The organism is Streptomyces sp. JH34 (assembly GCF_029428875.1).
GTDB lineage: Bacteria > Actinomycetota > Actinomycetes > Streptomycetales > Streptomycetaceae > Streptomyces.
The window spans coordinates 5,194,441-5,216,510 of sequence record NZ_JAJSOO010000001.1 but is presented as its reverse complement, the minus strand read 5'-3'; the positions used below and the strand labels follow the sequence as shown (position 1 = coordinate 5,216,510).

The 22,070-nt window shown below is 70.8% G+C and carries 22 protein-coding genes; 14 read left to right on the top strand and 8 right to left on the bottom strand.

The annotated features are described in order from the left end of the window. Nucleotides 1-44 precede the first annotated feature (44 nt). Nucleotides 45-539: a DUF3145 domain-containing protein gene (locus LWJ43_RS23315; RefSeq protein ID WP_277334162.1), complete on the bottom strand. Its 495-nt coding sequence runs from the start codon at nucleotides 537-539 to the stop codon at nucleotides 45-47. A gap of 361 nt (nucleotides 540-900) precedes the next feature. Here LWJ43_RS23315 and LWJ43_RS23310 point away from each other — a divergent pair, with 361 nt between their 5' ends. Then, nucleotides 901-1,815 (top strand): SGNH/GDSL hydrolase family protein, encoded by a 915-nt coding sequence (locus tag LWJ43_RS23310; RefSeq protein WP_277334161.1) that lies wholly within the window; start codon nucleotides 901-903, stop codon nucleotides 1,813-1,815. An 11-nt stretch (nucleotides 1,816-1,826) separates the two neighbouring features. Beyond that, nucleotides 1,827-2,819, top strand: a complete 993-nt coding sequence (locus tag LWJ43_RS23305; protein WP_277334160.1) for an aldose epimerase family protein — start codon at nucleotides 1,827-1,829, stop codon at nucleotides 2,817-2,819. Between the two features lie 25 nt (nucleotides 2,820-2,844). Here LWJ43_RS23305 and LWJ43_RS23300 read toward each other — a convergent pair whose 3' ends face one another. Next, nucleotides 2,845-3,630, bottom strand: coding sequence for an EI24 domain-containing protein (locus tag LWJ43_RS23300; protein WP_277334159.1), 786 nt, complete (start codon nucleotides 3,628-3,630; stop codon nucleotides 2,845-2,847). Nucleotides 3,631-3,775: 145 nt separating this feature from the next. Between LWJ43_RS23300 and LWJ43_RS23295 the strand changes: the two genes are divergently transcribed. The 7 genes from LWJ43_RS23295 (at nucleotide 3,776) to LWJ43_RS23265 (ending at nucleotide 12,301) form a co-directional block, all read left to right on the top strand. Continuing rightward, nucleotides 3,776-4,930 carry a mandelate racemase/muconate lactonizing enzyme family protein gene (locus LWJ43_RS23295; RefSeq protein WP_277334158.1) on the top strand — a complete coding sequence of 385 codons (1,155 nt, stop codon included), beginning with the start codon at nucleotides 3,776-3,778 and terminating at the stop codon, nucleotides 4,928-4,930. Continuing rightward, a complete protein-coding gene (locus LWJ43_RS23290) occupies nucleotides 4,927-5,946 on the top strand; it encodes a zinc-dependent alcohol dehydrogenase (RefSeq protein WP_277334157.1) in 1,020 nt (339 codons plus the stop codon). The genes LWJ43_RS23295 and LWJ43_RS23290 overlap by 4 nt, the downstream gene beginning before the upstream one ends. 111 nt (nucleotides 5,947-6,057) lie before the next feature. Next, nucleotides 6,058-7,041 (top strand): hypothetical protein, encoded by a 984-nt coding sequence (locus LWJ43_RS23285; protein ID WP_277334156.1) that lies wholly within the window; start codon nucleotides 6,058-6,060, stop codon nucleotides 7,039-7,041. Nucleotides 7,042-7,171: 130 nt separating this feature from the next. Continuing rightward, complete coding sequence (chvE, locus tag LWJ43_RS23280; protein WP_277334155.1) at nucleotides 7,172-8,281, top strand: multiple monosaccharide ABC transporter substrate-binding protein; 1,110 nt, start codon at nucleotides 7,172-7,174, stop codon at nucleotides 8,279-8,281. Nucleotides 8,282-8,314: 33 nt separating this feature from the next. Beyond that, complete coding sequence (gene mmsA / locus LWJ43_RS23275) at nucleotides 8,315-9,865, top strand: multiple monosaccharide ABC transporter ATP-binding protein (RefSeq protein WP_277334154.1); 1,551 nt, start codon at nucleotides 8,315-8,317, stop codon at nucleotides 9,863-9,865. Continuing rightward, the gene (mmsB, locus tag LWJ43_RS23270; RefSeq protein ID WP_277334153.1) at nucleotides 9,862-11,106 is read left to right on the top strand and encodes a multiple monosaccharide ABC transporter permease; all 1,245 of its coding nucleotides are present in this window, start codon (nucleotides 9,862-9,864) and stop codon (nucleotides 11,104-11,106) included. Before mmsA ends, mmsB begins: the two co-directional genes overlap by 4 nt. Before the next feature lie 28 nt (nucleotides 11,107-11,134). Then, a complete protein-coding gene (locus tag LWJ43_RS23265; protein ID WP_277334152.1) occupies nucleotides 11,135-12,301 on the top strand; it encodes an aldose epimerase family protein in 1,167 nt (388 codons plus the stop codon). A gap of 83 nt (nucleotides 12,302-12,384) precedes the next feature. Here the strand turns inward: LWJ43_RS23265 and LWJ43_RS23260 are convergent, their stop codons facing one another. From LWJ43_RS23260 to LWJ43_RS23250, 3 genes are all read right to left on the bottom strand, one after another. Beyond that, complete coding sequence (locus tag LWJ43_RS23260; RefSeq protein ID WP_277334151.1) at nucleotides 12,385-12,876, bottom strand: hypothetical protein; 492 nt, start codon at nucleotides 12,874-12,876, stop codon at nucleotides 12,385-12,387. A 122-nt stretch (nucleotides 12,877-12,998) separates the two neighbouring features. Then, entirely contained in the window at nucleotides 12,999-14,516 is a 1,518-nt protein-coding gene (gene arfA / locus LWJ43_RS23255; protein WP_277334150.1) for an arabinosylfuranosidase ArfA, read from the bottom strand. A 183-nt stretch (nucleotides 14,517-14,699) separates the two neighbouring features. Next, the gene (locus LWJ43_RS23250; RefSeq protein ID WP_277334149.1) at nucleotides 14,700-15,128 is read right to left on the bottom strand and encodes an organic hydroperoxide resistance protein; all 429 of its coding nucleotides are present in this window, start codon (nucleotides 15,126-15,128) and stop codon (nucleotides 14,700-14,702) included. A 126-nt stretch (nucleotides 15,129-15,254) separates the two neighbouring features. Between LWJ43_RS23250 and LWJ43_RS23245 the strand changes: the two genes are divergently transcribed. After that, on the top strand, nucleotides 15,255-15,725 hold the full coding sequence (locus LWJ43_RS23245) for an MSMEG_6728 family protein (RefSeq protein ID WP_277335969.1): 471 nt from the start codon (nucleotides 15,255-15,257) through the stop codon (nucleotides 15,723-15,725). Between the two features lie 89 nt (nucleotides 15,726-15,814). On the opposite strand, the gene LWJ43_RS23240 is transcribed toward LWJ43_RS23245, so the two are convergent. Then, the gene (locus LWJ43_RS23240) at nucleotides 15,815-16,834 is read right to left on the bottom strand and encodes an NADP-dependent oxidoreductase (protein WP_277334148.1); all 1,020 of its coding nucleotides are present in this window, start codon (nucleotides 16,832-16,834) and stop codon (nucleotides 15,815-15,817) included. 113 nt (nucleotides 16,835-16,947) lie between these two features. On the opposite strand from LWJ43_RS23240, the gene LWJ43_RS23235 reads away from it, so the two are divergent. Further along, on the top strand, nucleotides 16,948-17,382 hold the full coding sequence (locus LWJ43_RS23235) for a MarR family winged helix-turn-helix transcriptional regulator (RefSeq protein WP_277334147.1): 435 nt from the start codon (nucleotides 16,948-16,950) through the stop codon (nucleotides 17,380-17,382). Nucleotides 17,383-17,475: 93 nt separating this feature from the next. Here the strand turns inward: LWJ43_RS23235 and LWJ43_RS23230 are convergent, their stop codons facing one another. Further along, entirely contained in the window at nucleotides 17,476-18,174 is a 699-nt protein-coding gene (locus tag LWJ43_RS23230; RefSeq protein WP_277334146.1) for an SCO2400 family protein, read from the bottom strand. 123 nt (nucleotides 18,175-18,297) lie between these two features. On the opposite strand from LWJ43_RS23230, the gene LWJ43_RS23225 reads away from it, so the two are divergent. The 3 genes from LWJ43_RS23225 (at nucleotide 18,298) to LWJ43_RS23215 (ending at nucleotide 21,562) form a co-directional block, all read left to right on the top strand. Continuing rightward, complete coding sequence (locus LWJ43_RS23225) at nucleotides 18,298-18,870, top strand: RNA-binding protein (protein ID WP_277334145.1); 573 nt, start codon at nucleotides 18,298-18,300, stop codon at nucleotides 18,868-18,870. Nucleotides 18,871-19,003: 133 nt separating this feature from the next. Further along, nucleotides 19,004-20,041: a rod shape-determining protein gene (locus LWJ43_RS23220; protein ID WP_277334144.1), complete on the top strand. Its 1,038-nt coding sequence runs from the start codon at nucleotides 19,004-19,006 to the stop codon at nucleotides 20,039-20,041. 18 nt (nucleotides 20,042-20,059) lie between these two features. Next, a complete protein-coding gene (locus LWJ43_RS23215) occupies nucleotides 20,060-21,562 on the top strand; it encodes a sensor histidine kinase (protein WP_277334143.1) in 1,503 nt (500 codons plus the stop codon). On the opposite strand, the gene LWJ43_RS23210 is transcribed toward LWJ43_RS23215, so the two are convergent. Further along, nucleotides 21,540-21,971: an Lrp/AsnC family transcriptional regulator gene (locus LWJ43_RS23210; protein WP_277334142.1), complete on the bottom strand. Its 432-nt coding sequence runs from the start codon at nucleotides 21,969-21,971 to the stop codon at nucleotides 21,540-21,542. The two genes, LWJ43_RS23215 and LWJ43_RS23210, sit on opposite strands and share 23 nt — an antisense overlap. Nucleotides 21,972-22,070 lie beyond the last annotated feature (99 nt).

Genomic DNA, 22,070 nt, shown 5'->3' with positions numbered 1-22,070 from the left:
TCAGCGCGGCGGGGTGACGGGGACGGGCGCGGTGCCCCTCCCCCTCAGACCACCTGGTGCAGCCACCTGACGGGCGCGCCCTCTCCGGCGTGGCGGAAGGACTCCAGCTCGTCGTCCCAGGGCTTGCCCAGGAGTTTCGCGACCTCGGCCTCCAGGTCCGTCTCGCCGTTCAGGGAACGCGCCAGCGCGGCCCGAAGCCGGTCCTCCGGGACCAGGATGTCGCCGTGCATGCCGGTGACGGCGTGGAAGATGCCGAGGCCCGGAGTGGAGCTGTAGCGCTCGCCCTCCGCCGTGGGGCACGGTTCCGCGGTCACCTCGAAGCGCAGCAGGTCCCAGCCGCGGAGGGCCGAGGCCAGCTCCGAAGCCGTACCCACGCGGCCCTTCCAGGAGAATTCGGACCGCCAGGTGCCGGGTGCGGCCGGCTGTCTGATCCAGTCCAGCTCGACTCTCAGACCGAGTACACCCGCCACCGCCCATTCGATGTGCGGGCACAGCGCGCGCGGTGCGGAGTGGACGTACAGAACTCCACGTGTCGTCACCGGGACCTCCAGTGTGGGACGAAGTTCGCCATTCCTAGCGGCCTCGCGCCCGTACCGCCTCTTCCCGGCCGGATCCCGAGGTTGTCATCAGTAAACAGCATCGGGAGTGAATCTCCTGAAAAGGGACAGTATGTGACGTGAGTTAACTTACCGGACTCGCTGCTTCCCGTGCGGGCCGATGGGGCGCCACTGGTTCGACGGGGAAAAGCTACCGTGCCCCGGGGCCGCCTGTGTGACGTACCGTCGGTCCCGGGCCCATGATTCTCCGAGCATTCACCCGCGAGGGCGCGAGGGCCGCCACCTGGGGCTGTGTGGATGTGCCAGGGGCAGATTCACCCGTGTGGCTGGAGAGAGGACAGGGATGCCTGAGCGTCCGTCACGACGCCGCGCCAGGGGCGCCGGGGCCGCTCTGGCGGCGGTCGTGCTCACCGGTGCCGCCGTACTCACGGGCTGCGGCGGCGACGGGGACACATCGCCGCGGAGCACCGCGGGTGCGGGGAGTCCGTCCGCCTCGCCCACGCCGCTGTGGGACGCGAGTCCCGCCTCCGTCGGGGCCGTCGGGGACTCCATCACGCGGGGCTTCGACGCCTGCTCGGTGCTGGCGGACTGCCCCGAGGTCTCCTGGGCGACCGGGACCGACGCGGGGGTGCGCAGCCTCGCCGTCCGTCTCCTGGGGCCGTCGAAGGCGGCCTCGCACAGCTGGAACCACGCCGTGTCCGGCGCCCGGATGGCGCAGCTGCCCGAGCAGATGGCGCTGGCCGCGAAGGACCGGCCCGAGCTGCTCACGGTGATGATCGGCGCGAACGACGCCTGCCGGGACTCGGTGGAGCTGATGACTCCGGTGGACGGCTTCCGCACCTCCTTCGAGGCCTCGATGCGGCAGCTGCGCGCCTCGGCCCCGAAGACGCAGGTGTACGTGTCGAGCGTGCCGGACCTCAAGCGGCTCTGGTCGACCGGGCGGGAGAACCCGCTGGGCAAGCAGATCTGGAAGCTGGGGATCTGCCGGTCGATGCTGGGTGACGCCGACGACATGGGAGCCGCGGCGGTCGCACGACGCGACGCGGTGCGGGAGCGGGTCGTCGCGTACAACGAGGTGCTGCGGGACGTCTGCGCGCGGGACGAGCGCTGCCGCTACGACGGCGGGGCGGTCTTCGACTTCCGCTTCACCGGTGAACAGCTGAGCGAGTGGGACTGGTTCCATCCCGGCCGCGACGGCCAGGCCAGGCTGGCGGAGATCGCTTACCGCAATGTCACGGCGGCCGGGCCCCCGGCGTAAAGTTCTTGATCATGAAGACGGGTGCGGCGGTACACAGCGAGGACTTCTCCACGGTCACGGACGGCACGCCGGTCCGGCGCTGGACCCTGGAGCGCGAGGGCACCCTGGTGCGGGTGCTGACGTACGGCGCCGTGGTGCAGTCGGTCCAGATCCCCGGCAGGGACGGCGACCGGGCGGAGGTGGCCCTGGGGCTGCCGGACGTCAAGGGGTACGAGACGCACGCGGGTCCCTACTTCGGCGCCGTGGTCGGCCGGTACGCGAACCGGATCGGGGGCGGCTCCTTCGTCCTGGACGGGCGTACCCACCGGGTCACGCGGAACGAGCGCGGCAACACGCTGCACGGCGGTGAGCGCGGCTTCGACAAGCGCGTGTGGGACGCCGAGGAGGTGCCGGACGGCGTCCGGCTCACCCTGGTCGCCGAGGACGGCGAGGAGGGCTTCCCGGGGCGGCTGGCGGTGTCGGTGACGTACACCCTGGACGAGGTGGGCGCGCTGCGGATCGCCTACCGGGCGACGACGGACGCGCCGACCGTGGTGAGCCTGACGAACCACACGTACTGGAACCTTGCCGGGGCGCAGAGCGGGAGCGCCCTCGGGCACGAACTGCGGCTCGCGGCCGGGCGGATCACTCCCGGGGACGAGCAGTCGATCCCCACGGGGGAGTTCGTGCCGGTGGAGGGGACCCGGTTCGACTTCCGGGAGCCGAAGCCGGTGGGGCCCGGATACGACACCAACTACGTGCTGGACGAGACCGGCGGGGAGCCGGTCGCCGAACTGTACGACCCGGCGTCGGGGCGGCTGCTCACGGTCCGTACGACGGAGCCGGGGCTCCAGCTGTACACCGCGGACCACCTCGGCGGTGACCCGTTCGTGCCGTGCGCCGGCATCGCCCTGGAGACGCAGCACTTCCCGGACTCCCCGAACCGCCCGGAGTTCCCGAGCACGGTGCTGCGGCCGGGCGAGGAGTTCGCCTCCACGACGGTGTACGGGTTCTCGGTGCGCTGACCCCTTCTCGGGGCCCGCGGGGGGCTCAGTCCTTCTGCAGGGTGTACGGCGAGGCCGGCTGCGGGTCCGTCGCGGGCGGCGCCGTGAGCTCGCGGACGAGCAGCGTGGCCCCGGCGACGGCGCCCGGCATCAGGAACACGGCGACGAAGGGGACGACGAAGGCGAGCGCGAGCGGCACCCCGAAACCCAGGACCATCATGCGGCGGCCGCGCAGCAGCACGAGCCTGTCCTTCAGCACCATGCCCCGGCGCTGGAGGGCGACGGCGGTGAGCTCCTCGGAGAGGAAGTAGCCGGAGACGCAGAAGCCGAGGACGGGGATGACGGTCTGCCCGACGACGGGGATGAAGCCGAGGGCGAAGAGCAGGACCCCGTACAGGGCGACGCGCACCAGGATGCGGACGGAGTCGCGGGCGGAGATCCAGAGTTCGCGCCAGAGCGGCAGGCCCGACTCGGGTACCTCCCCGCCCTCGCCGCGGTCGACCTCCTCGGAGAGCGACTCGTAGAACGGCTGGCCCACCAGCAGGGTCACCGCGGTGAAGGTGATCACCGCGAGGAATATCCCGAACACGAAGACCAGGACGACCAGGGTGTTGCGCAGGAGGCCCAGCCACGGGGAGGACCAGTCGTCGGCGAACGGGGTGGCCCAGGCGACGAAGTCGTCAGCGCCGTAGCCGAGTCCGGTCAGCGCGCCCGCGTAGACGACCAGGGTGATCAGTGCGGGCAGCAGGCCGAAGCCGAACCAGCGGCCGTGCCCGAAGGCCCAGCGCTGGCCCTTGATCAAGTAACCGAAACCCGCCCCGAGATCACTCATGGCGTCAGCGTACCCAGACCGGTCGGCACATGAAGGGGCGGCCGGTCTTACGCGAACCATTGACACGTCCCCCGGCCCGTCATTAACGTCACGCCAGCATTTCGAACGAGTGACGAAATACCGAACACGTTGAGAGGCAACATCCGTGCGCATCACCGGAATCAGTACGCATGTCGTCGGCACGCCGTGGCGCAACCTCACCTACGTCCAGGTTCACACGGACGAGGGCCTCACCGGGGTCGGCGAGACCCGGATGCTGGGGCGCACGGACGCGCTGCTCGGTTATCTGCGGGAGGCGTCGGCCAACCACATCAACGGCTCCGACCCGTTCGCGGTCGAGGATCTCGTCAAGCGCATGAAGTACGGCGACTACGGCCGGGCCGGGGAGATCGTGATGTCCGGCATCGCGGTCATCGAGATGGCCTGCTGGGACATCAAGGGCAAGGCGCTCGGTGTCCCGGTCTGGCAGCTGCTGGGCGGCAAGGTCACGGACCGGGTCAAGGCGTACGCCAACGGCTGGTACACCACCGAGCGCACCCCGGAGGCCTACCACAAGGCGGCTCAGGGAGTCGTCGAGCGCGGATACCGCGCGCTGAAGATCGACCCCTTCGGCACGGGACACTTCGAGCTGGGCCAGGAGGAGACGCGCTACGCCGTGTCCCTCATCGAGGCCGTGCGGGACGCCATCGGCCCCGACACCGAGCTGATGCTGGAGATGCACGGGCGGTTCAGCCCGTCGACGGCGGTGCGGATCGCCCGCGAGATGGCGCCCTTCAGGCCGGCCTGGCTGGAGGAGCCGGTGCCCCCGGAGAACCTCAAGGCGCTGAGCAAGGTCGCCGAGAAGGTCGATCTGCCGATCGCGACGGGTGAGCGCATCCACGACCGGATCGAGTTCCGTGAGCTCTTCGAGTCGCAGGCCGTCGACATCATCCAGCCGGACGTCGGCCACATCGGCGGCATCCTGGAGACCAGGAAGCTCGCGGCGACCGCGGAGACCCACTACACACTGATCGCGCCGCACAACGTGGGCGGCTCGGTACTGACCGCGGCCAGCCTCCAGGTCGCGGGCTGCACACCCAACTTCAAGATCCTGGAACACTTCAACGACTTCGCGGACGCCGACATCAAGAAGGTCGTCAAGGGCGCCCCGTACGTCGACCCCGAGACCGGCTGCTTCGAGCTCTCCGACGCGCCCGGTCTCGGGGTGGAGCTGGACGTGGACGCGGCGGCGGAGTTCCCGCAGCAGCAGGCGCGGTTCGACCTGTGGGCGGACGGCTGGGAGAAGAGGCAGCCCAAGTGACCACGCTCTCGCGCTCGTTGACCATCGAGCGGCCCGGCAACCACACCCTGAGCGAGGGGCCGCTCCCGCAGCCGGGCCCCGGCGAGGTCAGGGTGCGGGTCGCCGCGGCCGGGATCTGCATGAGCGACCGCGAGGTGTACGACGGCCACCGCGACCCGGCCTACGTGCGCTACCCCGTGGTGCCGGGTCACGAGTGGTCGGGGACCGTCGACGCGGTGGGCGAGGGCGTCGACCCCGCGCTGACCGGGCGGCGCACGGTCGCCGAGGGCTTCCGGGCCTGCGGGCGCTGCGAGCGGTGCCGGTACGGGGAGACCTCCCTGTGCACGGCGGGCTACGACGAGACGGGGTTCACACGGCCCGGCGCGTTCGCCGACCACCTGGTGGTCCCGGCACGGCTGCTGCATCCGCTGGCCGACGACGCCGATCTGCGGGCGGCGGCCCTGCTGGAGCCGGCCGCGGTGGTCGCAGCGGCGGTGCGGGCCGGTTCGCCCGAGCCCGGCGAGCGCATCGCCGTGCTGGGGGCGGGGACACTGGGGCTGCTCGCGGTGCAGTTGCTGGCGGCGGTGTCGCCCGCGGAACTCACCGTGATCGACCCGAGGGAGGGGCGGGCCGCCCAGGCACTGGACTTCGGGGCGAGCGAGGCCCGGACGCCCGAGGAGGCGGAGGAGGTGCGGGGCCGCTACGACCTGGTCGTGGAGACCGCCGGCGCGCCGTCCACCGCGGCCGACGCGTGCCTGCTGGCGCGTCGTGGCGGGCGGGTGGTGCTGACCGGGATGTTCACCCCGGGGGCCGTGGGCATCGACCCGGTGCACCTGTCGCTGAGCCAGCTCACCGTGCGCAGCGTCTTCGGGGCGCCCTCGGCGGCCTGGTCCTACGCGGTGCGGGCGTTCACGGCCGGGCTGCTCGACCCGGCACCGCTGATCACCCACGAGTTCCCGCTGGAGCGGTTCGCCGAGGCGGTGGCGCTGGTGGGATCCGGGGACCCGGAGACCGGGAAGGTGCTGCTGCGGCCATGAGGTGCACGCCCTGATCCGTACGCCGGTACTGCGGCGTCCTGACCGCCTCCGTACCGGCGTACCCCCAAAGATCCGAACTTCGTCCGAAATACCGAACGTGAAGGACCAGTCGTGAACGACGCCCCTGCCTCTTCCCCCGGTGCCGCCGGCGCCCGCCGTCCCGGTGGCGCGGCGCTCGCCGCGCTCGGCCTCGGCCCGGCCCCCCTGTCCCCGGCGGACGCCTCGCCGCACTCCTTCCCCGACGGCGGGAGCTGGCGCACCGAGGTTCCGTCCGTGGAGGGCCCGGAGGCCCTCGGTGTCGTGCTCAAGGAGTCCGCGAGGCTCGACGTCCCGGTCCACCGCGTCAGTCAGGGCAGCGGCGTCTGGATGCTGACGGACGCCGAGATCACCGAGATGGTGGAGGGCTGCGCCGAACGGGACATCGAGCTCTGCCTGTTCACGGGGCCGCGCGGCACCTGGGACACCGGCGCTTCGGTCCGTACGGACTCCGGCGGTGCCGGGCTGCGCTCGCGTGGCCACGACGCCCTGGCCGGCTGTGTCGAGGACGCCCTGCGCGCCACCGAGCTCGGCGTGAAGTGCCTGCTCGTCGCCGACGAGGGGGTGCTGTGGACCCTGCACCGGCTGCGCGAGCAGGGCGTCCTGCCCGCGGACACCACCTTCAAGGTGTCGGCGCTCATCGGGCCGGTGAACCCCGCCTCGTACGCCGTGTTCGAGCAGCTCGGCGCCGACTCGATCAACATCCCCTCCGACCTGACGCTCGCTCAGTTCACCGAGATCCGACGGGTGTCGAGGGCTCCGATGGACCTCTACATCGAGGCGCCGGACGACCTCGGCGGCTATGTGCGGATGTACGAGGTCGCCGAACTGATCCGGCGGGGCGCCCCGCTGTACCTGAAGTTCGGCCTCGCCAAGTCACCCGGGATCTACCCCTACGGCCAGCACATGAGGGAGCTGGCACTGTCCACCGCCAAGGAGCGGGTGAGGCGCGGCAGGCTCGCGCTGGACCTGCTCGCGCGGCACGGGGCAGACGGCGGGATGGCCCCGCTCGGCAGCCGGCTCCCGGGCCCGCTCAACCGGTTCGCGATCTCGTCATAACGTTCCGGAAACACTCTCCCCAAAAGAAGACACAGCCGCGCACAATCCCACACACCTGTTCTCGGTCGATCTGCCCTCAGCGTTCCGGCACAACCGGACCGAGCTCTGACACACATCAAGGATGATGACTATGCGCAACCGCAGAGCCGCACTCGCCGCCGTCGCCTCCGCCGCCTCCCTCGCCCTCGCTCTGACCGCCTGCGGCCAGAACAGCGAAGGCGGCGGCGAGGAGAAGAAGGGTGGCGCCGACGGCGCCACCATCGGCGTCGCGATGCCGACCAAGTCCTCCGAACGCTGGATCTCCGACGGCGCCAACGTCGTGAAGGAACTGAAGTCGAAGGGCTACAAGACCAAGCTCGTCTACGGCGAGGACGACCCGGACCAGCAGGTCTCGCAGATCGAGAACATGATCACCCAGGGCGTGGACGCCCTGATCGTCGCCGCGATCGACAACAAGTCCCTCAACAACGTGCTGCAGCAGGCCAAGGACGCCGACATCCCGGTGATCTCCTACGACCGGCTGATCCTCGGCACGGAGAACGTCGACTACTACGCCTCGTTCGACAACGAGAAGGTCGGCGAGCTGCAGGGCTCGTACATCGTGGACAAGCTGGGCCTGGCGGACGGCAAGAAGGGGCCCTTCAGCATCGAGCTGTTCGCCGGCTCCAACGACGACAACAACACCAAGTACTTCTTCCAGGGCGCGATGAACGTCCTCAAGCCCCACATCGACAAGGGCGAGCTGGTCGTCCGGTCCAAGCAGACCGCCCTCAACCAGGTAACCACCCTGCGCTGGGACGGCGGCACCGCGCAGAAGCGCATGGACGACCTGCTGACGTCCAGCTACCGCAGCGCCAAGGTCGACGCCGTGCTCTCCCCGTACGACGGCATCTCCATCGGCATCCTCTCCGCCCTGAAGTCGGACGGCTACGGCACCAAGGCCAAGCCGATGCCGGTCGTCACCGGCCAGGACGCCGAGCTCGCATCCGTGAAGTCGATCATCGCGGGTGACCAGACGCAGACCGTCTACAAGGACCTGCGCAAGCTGGCGAAGGTCGCCTCGAACATGGTGGACGCCGCCCTGAACGACAAGAAGCCCGAGGTCAACGACACCAAGTCCTACGACAACGGTGTCAAGGTCGTCCCCGCCTACCTGCTGCAGCCGGTCAGCGTCGACAAGGCCAACTACAAGCAGGCCCTCATCGACGACGGCTACTACACCGAGAACGACCTCAAGTAACCGGGCACCCCTCAAGGATTGGAAGGCAAGACCATGGCGGGACCCGTCCTGGAAATGCGCTCGATCGTCAAGACCTTTCCCGGTGTCAAAGCGCTTTCGGACGTCACACTGACCGTCCGTCAGGGCGAGGTCCACGCCATCTGCGGTGAGAACGGCGCCGGCAAGTCGACCCTGATGAAGGTGCTCTCCGGCGTCCATCCGCACGGCAGCTACGAAGGGGACGTCCTCTTCGAGAGCGAGACCTGCCGCTTCAAGGACATCCGGGCGAGCGAGCAGCACGGCATCGTGATCATCCACCAGGAGCTGGCGCTGGTGCCGTACCTCTCCATCGCGGAGAACATCTTCCTCGGCAACGAGCACGCCAAGCGCGGGCTCATCAACTGGAACGACACCCTCAGGCACGCCGGTGAACTGCTGCGCCGGGTCGGCCTCGACGAGCATCCGGAGACCCGCGTAGCCGACATCGGCGTGGGCAAGCAGCAGCTGGTGGAGATCGCCAAGGCCCTGTCGAAGAAGGTGAAGCTGCTCATCCTCGACGAGCCGACGGCGGCTCTCAACGACGAGGACAGCGGCAAACTCCTCGACCTGATCCTCTCGTTGAAGGAACAGGGCATGACCTCGATCATCATCTCGCACAAGCTGAACGAGATCCGCCGGGTCGCCGACTCGGTCACGATCATCCGCGACGGGCGCTCCATCGAGACGCTCGACGTGAAGGCGGAGGGGACGACCGAGGACCGGATCATCAGCGGAATGGTGGGCCGTGACCTGGAGAACCGTTTCCCGGACCGGACCCCGCACCATCCTGAGGAGGGCACCGCGCCCGCTCTGGAGATCCGCAACTGGACCGTCCACCACCCCATCGACCAGCAGCGCAAGGTCGTCGACGACGTCTCGATCGAGGTGCGGCGAGGTGAGATCGTCGGCCTCGCCGGGCTCATGGGCGCCGGCCGCACCGAGCTGGCGATGAGCGTCTTCGGCCGCTCCTACGGCCGGTACGCGGGCGGCACCGTCCTGAAGGACGGCGCCGAGATCCGTACGAAGTCCGTCCCGGAGGCGGTCGCGCACGGCATCGCGTACGCCACCGAGGACCGCAAGCACTACGGCCTCAACCTCATCGACACCATCAACCGGAACATCTCGCTGACCGCGCTGGGCAAGGTCGCCAAACGAGGTGTGGTCGACGAGCACGGGGAGCGGCAGGTCGCTGAGGACTTCCGGAAGTCCATGAACATCAAGGCGCCGACCGTCTTCGAGCCGGTGGGCAAGCTGTCCGGCGGCAACCAGCAGAAGGTCGTCCTCAGCAAGTGGATCTTCGCCGGTCCCGAGGTGCTGATCCTGGACGAGCCCACGCGCGGTATCGACGTGGGCGCCAAGTACGAGATCTACACGGTCATCGACCAGCTGGCCGCCCAGGGCAAGGCGGTCGTCTTCATATCCTCCGAACTGCCGGAGCTGCTCGGCATGTGCGACCGCATCTACACGATGGCCGCGGGACGGCTGACGGGCGAGTTCTCGCGGGCCGAGGCATCGCAGGAAGCGCTGATGCGTCAGATGACGAAGGACAAAGAGGTAACCCGATGAGCACGGACGTCACCGACCGGACCCCGGCCCCCGCGCCCCCCGGCAAGAGCAAGGCGGCTTCGGGCGACGGCCTGCTGCAGCTGGTGCTGGACGGCATGCGCCGCAACATGCGTCAGTACGGCATGCTGATGGCGCTCGGCCTGATCGTGGTGCTGTTCGCGGTGTGGTCGGACGGCGACCTGCTGCTGCCGCGCAACGTCTCCAACCTGGTGCTGCAGAACAGCTACATCCTGATCCTCGCGATCGGCATGATGCTCGTCATCATCGCGGGCCACATCGACCTCTCGGTCGGCTCGCTGACGGCGTTCATCGGCGCCATGGCCGCCGTGCTGATGGTCGAACACGACATGCCCTGGCCGCTCGCGGTGGTGCTGTGCCTGGCCATCGGCGCGGTCGCGGGCTCGGTGCAGGGGTTCTTCATCGCCTACCTCGGCATTCCGTCGTTCATCGTGACCCTCGCGGGCATGCTGCTCTTCCGCGGTCTGACGGAGATCTTCCTGAAGGGGCAGACCCTCGGCCCCTTCCCGAAGGACCTGCAGGAGATAGCCAACGGCTTCCTGCCCGAGGTCGGGCCGAGCACCAACTACCACAACCTCACGCTGCTGCTGGGCTTCGCGCTGATCGCCTTCGTGGTGCTCCAGGAGGTCCGTGACCGCAAGCGCCAGCAGGAGTTCGCCCTGGAGGTGCTGCCGGCCAAGCTCTTCCTGCTGAAGCTGGTCGCCCTCGTCTCGGCCGTCCTCGTGGTCACCCTGCTGCTCGCCAGCTACAAGGGCGCACCGGTCGTGCTGCTCATCCTCGGTGTGCTGGTCGTCGGGTTCGGCTACCTGATGCGCAACGCGATCATCGGCCGCCACATCTACGCCATCGGCGGCAACCTGCCCGCGGCCAAGCTGTCGGGTGTGAAGGACAAGAAGGTCACCTTCCTGGTCTTCCTGAACATGGGCATGCTCGCGGCCCTGGCGGGTCTGGTCTTCGCCGCCCGCTTCAACGCGGCCTCTCCCAAGGCGGGCCTCAACTTCGAGCTGGAGGCCATCGCCGCCTCGTTCATCGGCGGCGCGTCGATGAGCGGCGGCGTGGGCACGGTCCTCGGCGCGATCATCGGTGGTCTGGTCCTGGGCGTGCTGAACAACGGTATGAACCTCGTGGGTATCGGAACCGACTACCAGCAGGTCATCAAGGGCTTCGTCCTGCTGGCCGCGGTCGGGTTCGACGTATGGAACAAGCGCAAGGTCGGCTCGTAACGCCCCTTCATCCGACAGGAGTTGTTTCATGACCTTCACCACCGGAACCAGCAGACGCACCGTCCTGGCGGCCACGGCCGCCGCCGGGCTGGCCGTGGCGGCGGGCTCCCCCGCCGCGCACGCCTCCGCCACCGGACACACCCCGTCCAAGGAGCTCTTCGGCACGCTCGCCGACGGGACGAAGGTGCACCGCTGGACCCTCGCCAACGGCGGGACCCGGCTGAAGGTCCTCTCCTGGGGCGGTGTCGTCCAGTCCCTCGAGATCCCCGACCGCCGGGGCCGGACGGCGAACGTGTCGCTCGGCTTCGGCGGCCTGCCGGACTACGTGGCGAAGTCCCCGTACTTCGGCGGGCTGATCGGGCGGTACGGCAACCGGATCGCCGGGGGCCGTTTCACCCTCGACGGTGTCACGCACCAACTGCCCGTCAACGACGGCCCCAACAGCCTGCACGGCGGTGACCAGGGCTTCGACAAGCGGGTCTGGGACGTGAAGCCGTTCACCGGACGCGGTGACGTCGGGCTGGTCCTGACCCGGACCAGCCCGGACGGCGAGGCCGGCTATCCGGGCGCGCTCGCCGTCCGTGTCGTCTACACCCTCACCTCACGGGGTGAGTGGCGCATCGACTACACGGCGACCACGGACCGCGCCACGGTCCTCAACCTGACCAGCCACACCTATTTCAACCTGGCGGGCGAGGGCAGCGGCAGCGTCGACGGGCACCTGCTGGAGCTGGCGGCGGCGCGCTACACGCCGGTCGGCGCGACGCTGATCCCGACGGGAGAGCTCGCCCCTGTGGCGCGTACGCCGTTCGACTTCAGGCGGTCCCGGGCCGTCGGGGAGGCCGTCCGCACCCCGCACGAGCAGGTCGGGTACGGGCAGGGAATCGATCACAACTACGTGCTGGACAAGGGGATCACGGCCCGCCCCGAATACGCGCTGACCGTCACGGACCCCGGCTCGGGCCGGGTGATGAAGATGTACACGACGGAACCCGGCATGCAGGTCTACACGGGGAACTTCCTCGACGGCACGCTGACCGGCACCTCGGGGCGGGTCTACCGCCAGGGCGACGCGTTCTGCCTGGAGTCGCAGCACTTCCCGGACTCCCCGAACCAGCCGTCGTTCCCGTCGACGGTACTGCGCCCCGGCGACACCTACCGCTCGACGACGGTGCACGCCTTCTCGGCGCGCTGACCCCGCGCGGCACGCGGACGGCGCCCTCCCCGGCCGGGGAGGGCGCCGTCCGCCGTCGTCGGTACGGCGCCGGGGACCGGACGTCAGCCCTGTCGCGGTGGTCGGGCCACGTGGCCCTCCATCCGGCCCTCGGCCCGCCGGCGGTCGTACCGGCGCTCGTCCTCCGCGTCCAGGAACTCGAGCCTGCGCCAGCGGGAGTCCTGGTGACCGGGTACGGAGCGCCAGTGTCCCGCAAGGACACAGAGGCGGTTCCAGTCTTCCCGAAGGCGCTCGAGCCGTACCTCCGCCCGCACCCGGCGTTCCTCCTCGGCAGGCACCCGGGGCGGCGGAGCCCCCTCGCGGACGCGGCCGCGGCCGGGTGTCCGGCCGGTGATGGTCCCCTCCAGGGTGAGGACCAGTGTGGCCACCGCCTCGGCGAGCGCCGAGGCGGTGATGGCCTCCTCGCTGTCCGAGGGGTGAGTACGTGCCGCTCGTTCCAGTCGGGGGAGCAGGAAGTCACCGACCTCCCGGACGACGTCGGCGGTCAGCTCGTCGGCGTACCGCATTTCGCTCTCCACCGGGCCTCCATCGTTCATCAGGTCACCCTCCGGTTCGGGCCGCTCCGGAAGAAGCAGACCCCACGTCCGGCCTCGGGGGCGCCCCGGACGATCGGGACGGCATGAGAGCAGCGCGGGCGCCCCACGTCAGGAACCAGCACTCAGACCAGCCGGATCACGTTCCAGGACAGCGGCTCCAGCACGGCCTTCAGCGTTCCGCCGGACAGCTCCGTGCCCTCGGCGGCGTGGGGCACGACCCGCTCGGGCTCGGCGAGGGTGTTCCGCGCCTCCGGGTCGGCGTCGGCCACCACCAGGTGCTCGACGACCCGGTCCAGGTCCATCCCGGTCAGGGCGACTTCGAGCGGCAGTGCCGCGTCCTGGCTGCGGTTGACGGCGAAGACGGTGACGGCGCCCGTCTCCGGGTCGCGTACGGCGGTGGCGTGCAGCAGGTCCGTCTCGCCGTACTTCGCCGTCCCGTACGTCGGCGAGTCCACCCGCACGTCCAGGACCTGGCCCCGCCCGTACCGCGCGGCCTGGGCGAAGGGGAAGAAGGTGGTCTGACGCCAGGCGGGCCCGCCTGGCTCGGTCATGATCGGCGCGATCACGTTGACCAGCTGGGCGAGACAGGCGACGGTCACCCGGTCCGCGTGGCGCAGCAGCGCGATGAGCAGGCTGCCGAAGACGACGGCGTCGGTGACGCTGTAGTTGTCCTCCAGCAGCCGGGGCGCCTCGGGCCAGTCGAGCGGGTTCTCCTCCGCTTCCTTCTGGAAGCGGCTCATGTACCAGACGTTCCACTCGTCGAAGGAGAGGTTGATCTTCTTCGGCGACTTGAGGCGTGCCCCCACGTGGTCGCAGGTCGCGACGACGCTCTCGATGAAGGACTCCATGTCGACGGCCGAGGCGAGGAAGGAGTCGCGGTCGCCGTCGGTCTCCTCGTAGTAGGCGTGCAGCGAGACGTAGTCGACGACGTCGTAGGTCTCGGCGAGGACCGTCGCCTCCCATGCCGCGAAGGTCGGCATGGCGCGGCTGGAGGACCCGCAGGCGACGAGCTGGACCGACGGATCGATCTGCCGCATCGCGCGCGCCGTCTCGGCGGCGAGCCGCCCGTACTCCTCGGCGGTCTTGTGCCCGGTCTGCCACGGGCCGTCCATCTCGTTGCCCAGACACCACAGCTTGATCCCGAAGGGGTCCTTGTCGCCGTGCGCGACGCGGCGGTCGGAGAGTTCGGTGCCGGACGGGTGGTTGGCGTACTCCTGGAGCTGGATGGCCTCCTGGACGCCGCGGGTGCCGAGGTTGACCGCGAGCATCGGTTCGGCCTGCGGGCCGACCTTCCGGAGGAAGTCGATGTACTCCGAGAGGCCGAAACGATTCGTCTCGGTGGAGCGCCACGCGAGGTCGAGACGGCGGGGGCGTTCGTCGGCGGGGCCGACACTGTCCTCCCAGCGGTAGCCGGAGACGAAGTTGCCACCCGGGTAGCGGATCGCGGTGACGCCGAGTTCGCGGACGAGGTCCAGGACGTCGGTGCGCAGTCCGGCCTCGTCCGCCGACGGGTGGCCGGGCTCGAAGATGCCGTCGTAGACGCAGCGGCCGAGGTGCTCGACGAAGGAGCCGAAGAGCCGGGGGTCCACGTCGCCGACGGTGAAGGCCGGGTCGAGGGTGAAGCGCGCGGTGCGGGTCATGGCTTCCTTACTCGTTCGATATTTCGGATGCTGATCGTGAACTCGAACGGACCGTAGTTTTCAACCTCCGCGGCAGTCAATGCCCTTGCGCGCGCTCTTCCTGATGCGGGACGGCCGCACACGGCCGAGGGCCGCATCCCCGTGACGGGATGCGGCCCTCGGGCGTGTGCGAGGAGCTGGAGCTCAGCCGGCCGACAGCTCGACCTTGATGTTGCCCCGGGTGGCGTTCGAGTACGGGCACACCTGGTGCGCCTTCTCGACGAGCGCCTGCGCGGTGGCCGTGTCGACGTTCGGGATGGAGGCGCTGATCGCGACCTCCAGGCCGAAGCCACCCGCCTCGGTCTTTCCGATGGAGACCGACGCGGTCACCGTCGAACCCGTGATGTCGGCCTTCTCCTGACGGGCGACCACGCCGAGCGCACCCTGGAAGCAGGCGCTGTAGCCGGCCGCGAAGAGCTGCTCGGGGTTGGTCCCCGCGCCGCTGCCGCCCATCTCCTTCGGCGGGTTGACCACGACGTCGAGCTTGCCGTCGTCGGTGGAGACACGGCCGTCACGGCCGTTCTCGGCGGTGGCGACGGCGGTGTAGGCCACGTCTATGTGCTGGATCGTCATACCGGTGATTCCTCCTGCTGATGCGCCGCGGCTCGCGCCCACGACCGCGACGGCCTGGGCCGAGCCTAACGGGTGACGGCGCGCGGGCGGGACCGCCGCCGGGCGCGCACGGGATAGGGATGGATGATGCAGACATTCCTGCCGTACGCCGATTTCGTCACGAGCGCCGCCGCGCTGGACCCCCGCAGACTGGGCAAGCAGCGGGTCGAGGCGATCCAGGTGCTGCGGGGACTCACCGTCCCCGGCTACGGCTGGCGCCACCACCCCGCGGTCCGGATGTGGACCGGGTACGAGGAGGCACTCGTGCGGTACGGCTTGGACGTGTGCGCCGTGTGGACCACCGGGGGCAGGGCGGACACCTGCGCCACGACCCTGCGCGCGGACCTCGCCGGGTCGCTCGGGCGCACCGCCGTCCGGTCGGCCGCGGAGCTCGCGGCGGCGGGGGAACTGCCCCCGTGGCTGGGTGACGAGGCACTGCACGAGAGCCATCGCTCCGCACTGGTGCGCAAGGACCCCGATTACTACCGGCCGCTGTTCCCCGACGTGCCGCCCGACCTTCCGTACGTGTGGCCGCCCTCGGACCGCCCGGCTCGGTGACGGGCCCGACGGGCGGCGGCGGACGACGACGGCCCGGCCCGCGGCCGTCGCGGGATTCGCGCGACGGCCACGAACCGGGCCGGGAGCCGTCAGGCGTCCAGCGAGACGATCATCTTGCCGGTGTTCTCGCCGCGCAGCAGGCCGACGAAGGCGTCGTAGGCGTTCTCGATGCCCTGGACCTTCGTCTCGTTGTACTTCAGCTCGCCGGAGGCCAGCCAGCCGGCCACCTCCTGGACGAACTGCGGCTGGAGATCGGCGTGGTCGCCGACGAGCATGCCCTGCAGGCGCAGCCGCTTGCCGATGACGAGCGCCAGGTTGCGCGGGCCCGGGGTGGGCTCCGTGGCGTTGTACTGGGCGATCATCCCGCAGATGGTGGCCCGGCCGTGGACGTTCATCGAGGAGATCGCGGCTTCCAGGTGCTCACCGCCGACGTTGTCGAAGTAGACGTCGATGCCGTCGGGGGCGGCCTCTGCGAGCTGCTCGCGGACGGGGCCGTTCTTGTAGTTGAAGGCCGCGTCGAAGCCGTACTCCTCGGTGAGGAGCTTGACCTTCTCGTCGGAGCCGGCCGAGCCGATGACCCGGGAGGCGCCCTTGAGCTTCGCCATCTGGCCGACCTGGCTGCCGACCGCACCGGCCGCGCCGGAGACGAAGACCGCGTCACCCTCCTTGAAGGAGGCGACGTCGAACAGGCCGGCGTAGGCGGTGAGCCCGGTCATGCCGAGCACGCCGAGGTAGGCGGACAGCGGGGCCAGCGAGGCGTCGACCTTGACCGCGTGCTTGGCCGGGACGTCGGCGTACTCGCGCCAGCCGAGACCGTGCAGGACGTGGTCGCCCACGGCGAAGCCCTCGGCGTTCGACGCGATGACCTCGCCGACCGCGCCGCCGTCCATGGGGTGGTCGAGCTTGAAGGGCGGGGTGTAGGACTTCACGTCGTTCATCCGGCCGCGCATGTAGGGGTCGACCGAGAAGTGGAGGTTGCGGACGAGGACGCGGCCCTCACCGGGGGCGGACACCGGCGCCTCGCGCAGCGCGAAATCCGTGGGCTCGGGCCAGCCGTGCGGGCGGGCGACGAGGTGCCATTCGCGGCTGGACGTGGGAAGTGCAGACATGGGCTCGGGTTCTCCTCGATGTCGTACGGGGGCGAAGCGAAAAGCTTCAGGACGTGAAACAACCATGCGTCCAGATATTTCACCTTGTCAAGTAATTCGGTACCCTGGGTGTCATGGCCTCCTCGCGAACCGACCCGCTCACCCTCGACGTCATCCAGCTCATCGGCGGAGTCGTGGCGCGCTACCACGAGGAGTACGACCGGGCCGCGGCCACGCACGCGCTGACCGGCGCGCAGGCCAGGGTCCTCGGGCTGCTCTCGCTGCAGCCGATGCCCATGCGCAAGGTCGCCCGGAAGCTGAAGTGTGAACCGTCCAACATCACGGGCATAGTCGACCGGCTGGAGCTCCGTGGCCTGGTGGAACGCCGCCCGGACCCGGCGGACCGGCGGGTGAAGCTCGCCGCCCCGACCGAGGAGGGCATCCGGACGGCGGAGCAGCTGCGGGAAGCGCTGGACTTCGCGCGGGAGCCGCTCGCCGAGCTGTCGGAGGCGGAGCGCACGGTACTGCGCGACCTGCTGCGCCGGATGCTCGGCGAGGACGCCGCCTGACCGGAGCGCCGAGCCCGCGTGAGCCCTGCTTCGAACCGGGGTCAGACCGCGTCGGACCCGGGTCGGACCGCGTCAGCCCCCGTCAGCGCCGCGTCAGCAGAAGATCCACCATCGGCAGGTCTCGGTGGGCGTCGGCGTGGGAGTGGGTTCCTCCGAGGGCTCCGGTTGCGTGGGATCCGCCGACGGGGTGCCCGGGCCCGGCGGCTCGGCCGGTGACCCGGTCACCTCCGGATCCGGTGTGCCCGGTGCCGGCACGGAAGCCGAGGTCTCCACGGGCGCGGGCGCCTGAGAGGCGGCCCCGGTCGCCCCGTCGACGACGGGACCCTCCGTCGCCGTGGCCGAGTGGGAATCGGTGACCGGCGCCACGGTGGGCACGTCCACCGGACCGGGTTCGTCGGGCTCCGTGCTCGACGAGGCCGACGGAAAGGGCTCCGTGGCGGAGGACGTCGCCTCGCTGACGTACTCCGAGGCCCCGCTGTCGCCACCGGGCTCCATGGCCAGCTCGGCCAGACTGAGCGCACCCAGCGCGAGCACCACACCCACCGCCGTCAGGAGCAGCGCGCGGCCGCGCCGGCGGTGCGTACGACGGCCGCGCCGCCGGGTGGCGCCCCGGGCACGGCGACGGTGGCCGCCGGCGTCGGCGGCTTCCGGGGTCTCCCCGGCGGGCTCCGCGGCGCGGCTCGAGCGTTCGGCGACGACGGCGTAGGGGGCCAGCGCGTCGGCGGGTGTCCCGCAACCGGCGCAGGCGAGCGCCCCGTTGAGGTGCCGTTGGCACGGGTGACAGTAATCCATCGCGCCCGCAGACTAGACGGCCGGGGAACGCCACAGGAAGGCACACAGGTGAGGATCCTGTGTGGAATGCGGGACTCCGATGCGCGACGTCCCCTGCTCGTGACACGCGGCAGGATGGGTTCCATGACCGCTCCCGTCCCGTTCGGGCCTCTCCAGTTCCAGCTCGTCCTGCTGCGCCGGATGGCCGACCACCAGCCGGACCTCGTGGAGGACGCCCGTCACGAACTGAGCGCGTCGCTCGCCGACATGCGGGAGGCGAACCGCCGCTGGCAGGCGATGCTGCGCGCCCCGCGCGGCAGGGGGGCACTGCGCCGCTACCGCTCCGTCCTGGGTGAGCCCGAGTCGTCCGTACGCCGCAAGGTCGGCGACCTGGAGTGCGACGCGCTGCTGTGGCCGCTGCCGCTCTGGCCGGACCTGCGGTTCGAGGTGATGGCGGGTCCCGGTGGAGCGGTGTGGAACGAATGGCTCGTCCGCGCCCCCGGTTCGGCGGACCCCGAGCCGCGCACGGCCGCCGACCTGCGCCCCTGGTCCTGCACCGTGGACGAGGTGGCCAGGGCCTTCGCCCCGGTGCGGCCCATGGAGGGCAGCGCGCCGACCCGCTGGGCACTGGCCTTCACCGATCCGGCCGACGGGCGGCCCTGTGTCGCGGAGTTCACCTGGGGGCTGTTCCAGCGACTGCTGCCGCGCTTCGCCTGAGATCTGTCGCGCCGTCAGCTCCGGTTCCCCCCTACGGCCCACCCAACGCGCGCCTCCCCCGCCGCGGCGTGACGATGCAGGGAGGACCGGCTGCCGCCGGTGCCCGCCGCCAGCGCTCTCGGGAGACCTTGCCGTGACCGTCAGTCTCGAACAGTTGCGCCGTTGCCACATCGCCGTCGATCTCGGGGCCTCGAGGACCCGCGTGTTCGTCAAGGGAGTGGGTCTCGTCGTCGACGAGCCCAGTGTCGCCGCCGTGAACACGCGCACCGGCTCGCTCATCGCGGTCGGCGCGCTCGCCGAACAGATGACCGGCCGTACGCCCGCCTACATCCGGGTGGCCCGCCCGGTCTCGGGCGGGACCGTCGTCGACATCGACATGGCGCAGCGCATGCTGCGGCACCTGCTCGGCGAGAAGCTCCGCCGCCAGCTGCGCCGCAAGCCCCGGCTGCGGGCCGCCGCCTGCACCCCGCACGACGCCGATCCGCTGGCCCAGCGCGCGACCGTGGAGACACTCGTGGGGCTCGGGGCCCGGCGGGTGGAGCTGGTCGACACCCTGATCGCGGCGGCCCTCGGCTGCGGACTGCCGGTCGAGCAGCCGACCGCCACCATGATCATGGTGTGCGGGGCGGCGACCACCCAGATCGCCGTGCTCTCGCTCGGCTCGATCGTGACCGCCGTACGCATCCCGATCGGCGGCGAGGCCATCGACAACGCGGTGATCCAGCACCTGCGCCAGCACCACCAGCTGATGCTGCCCAGCCAGTCGGTGCGCCCCCTGCAACTGGCGCTCCGGGGCAACGGCCTCACGCTCAACGGTCCGGCGGTGACGGAGATCCACGGGCGTGACGTGGCCACCGGCCTGGCCCGTTCGGTGCAGGTCGACACCGCAGCCGTACGCCAGGCGATCCACGCCCCGCTCACCGCCGTGCTCGACGGGCTGGGCAAGGTGCTGCGCGACTGCCCGCCCGACCTGGTGGCTGACATCGCGGAGTCCGGAATCATGATGGTCGGTGGAAGCGCCCTGCTGCCGGGGTTCGACCAGATGCTGCGCGAAGCGACGGGCGTGCCGGTGAACATCGCCGAACGGCCGGACGTCTGTTCCGTCCTGGGGCTGGGCGCGATGCTGGACGGCACGGTCCAGCCGCTGGTCCTCACCCCTCTCGCGGGCTGAGAGCCGGAGAGGTCACCGGTGGCGGGGACGGGCCTCGACCTGAAGACCACCCTCCAGCACATCGTGGACACCGCCACGGCGCTGGCCGGGGCGCGCCACGGCGCCCTGGCCCTCCTCCACGGTGAGGACCGCAGGGTCACCGACCTGTTCACCGCCGGCATGTCCGACGACGAACGCCGCGCCGCGGGTCCGCTCCTGGACGGGCGTACAGGGGCGCTCGGGGCGCTCGTGGACGACGCGCAGGCCGTCCGCGTCGACGATCTGACGGCGGGACCGCACCGCCGCGACGTGCCGGCCCCTCTCTCCGCGCGCTCCTTCCTGGGCGCGCCCGTCCGGGTCCACACCGAGGTGCTCGGCAGCCTCTGTCTCACCGCGGACGAACCGGGCCGCTTCACCGACACCGAACTGGCGCTGCTGCGGCTGCTGGCCTCCCAGGCGGCCGCGGCGATCGGAGGCGCCCACCTGTACGAGGCGGCGAGGCAGCGGGAGCACTGGATCGAGGGGGCGGCCGCCGTCACCAGGGCGCTGCTGACCGGAGCGGGTACGACGGACGCCCTGACGACGGTCGCCGAGCGGGCCAGGGTGCTGGCGGGAGCCGCGGCCGGGGTGATCCTCCTGCCGACCCCGGACGGCGGGATGGAGATCGTCGCCGCCTCCACCCTCGACGACCCGGCGGGCATCGTGGGTACGGCCATCGAGCCGGGCTCCCCCGTCCTCGTCCAGCTGCTGGGCGGCGAGGAGGTCTTCATCGAGGACTCCGCGACGGACGAACGGATGACGACCCCGGTACGGTCCCGCTACGGGCCCAGCATGATGCTGCCCCTGCAGAGCGGGGGCCGGCTCATCGGCACGCTCGCGCTGCCCCGCCGACGCGGTGGCGCCCCGTACACGGCGATGGACCGGCTGCTCGCCTCGCAGTTCGCCTCCCAGGCCGCGCTCGCCCTGGTGATGGCCGACGCGCAGCACTACAGGGAGCAGCTGGCGGTCTACGAGGACCGCGACCGCATCGCCCGCGACCTGCACGATCTCGTCGTACAGCGGCTGTTCGCGACGGAGATGATGCTGGAGTCGACCCGTCGCAGGGACCTGGCCGGGGACACGGAGACCGCCGAGCTGCTCGGACACGCGGTCGACGAGCTGGACTCCACCATCCAGGAGGTCAGGACCACGATCTTCGCGCTCCAGCAACCACCCGCCGAAGCACCCACGACCTTCCGCGGCCGGGTCCTCAGGGAGACGGGCGGCGCGGCGGCGGTGCTCGGGTTCCAGCCGTCGGTGCAGTTCACCGGCGCGGTGGACGCCCTGGTGACGGAGCCGGTGGACGGCGAACTGCTCGACGTGCTGCGCGGGGCACTCGCCGGCGCGCACCGGCGGGAGGGGGTGTCGGCCGTCGAGGTGGAGGTGGACGCGACGGCACGGCTGGCCGACGGGCGTGCGGCGGTGCGGCTCGTGGTCGCGGACGACGGGCGCGCCGAGGACGGCGGCCGGTCGCCGACGGTCATCTGGCAGGCGCCGCTCTGAGGGCGATCCGGGTGGTGGAGTGGGCCACGCCCGCGTCCTTCTTCAGCCGCCGCAGCAGTGTGTCCAGGGAGCCGGGATCGGCCGCCGTGGCGCGTACGAGGTAGTCGTGGCCGCCCGTCACGTGCACCACCTCGGTGATGCCGGGCAGGGTCAGCACCGAACGCTCGAACTCCTCGTTCGTCGTGTCGAGGCGCAACGACACGTCGATGAAGACGACGAGGCCCGAACGGGTGTCGGCGGCGGGGTCGACGATGACCGTGAAGCCACGGATCACCCCGTCGCGGCGCATACGGCGCACGCGGTCGCCCGCCGCGTTGGCACTGAGTCCGACACGCACGCCCAGATCGCGGTACGAGATCCGGGCGTCCTCCTGGAGGATGCCGAGGATCTCTCTGTCCAGCCGGTCCATACCGCTGATTCTCCCAGCCCGGGGCCGGAAACGGCCTGCGGACGGCCCCGGGGTGGCCGCTCGGAGGCCCTCCGCCCTACGGACGCCTGCCCGGCGCCG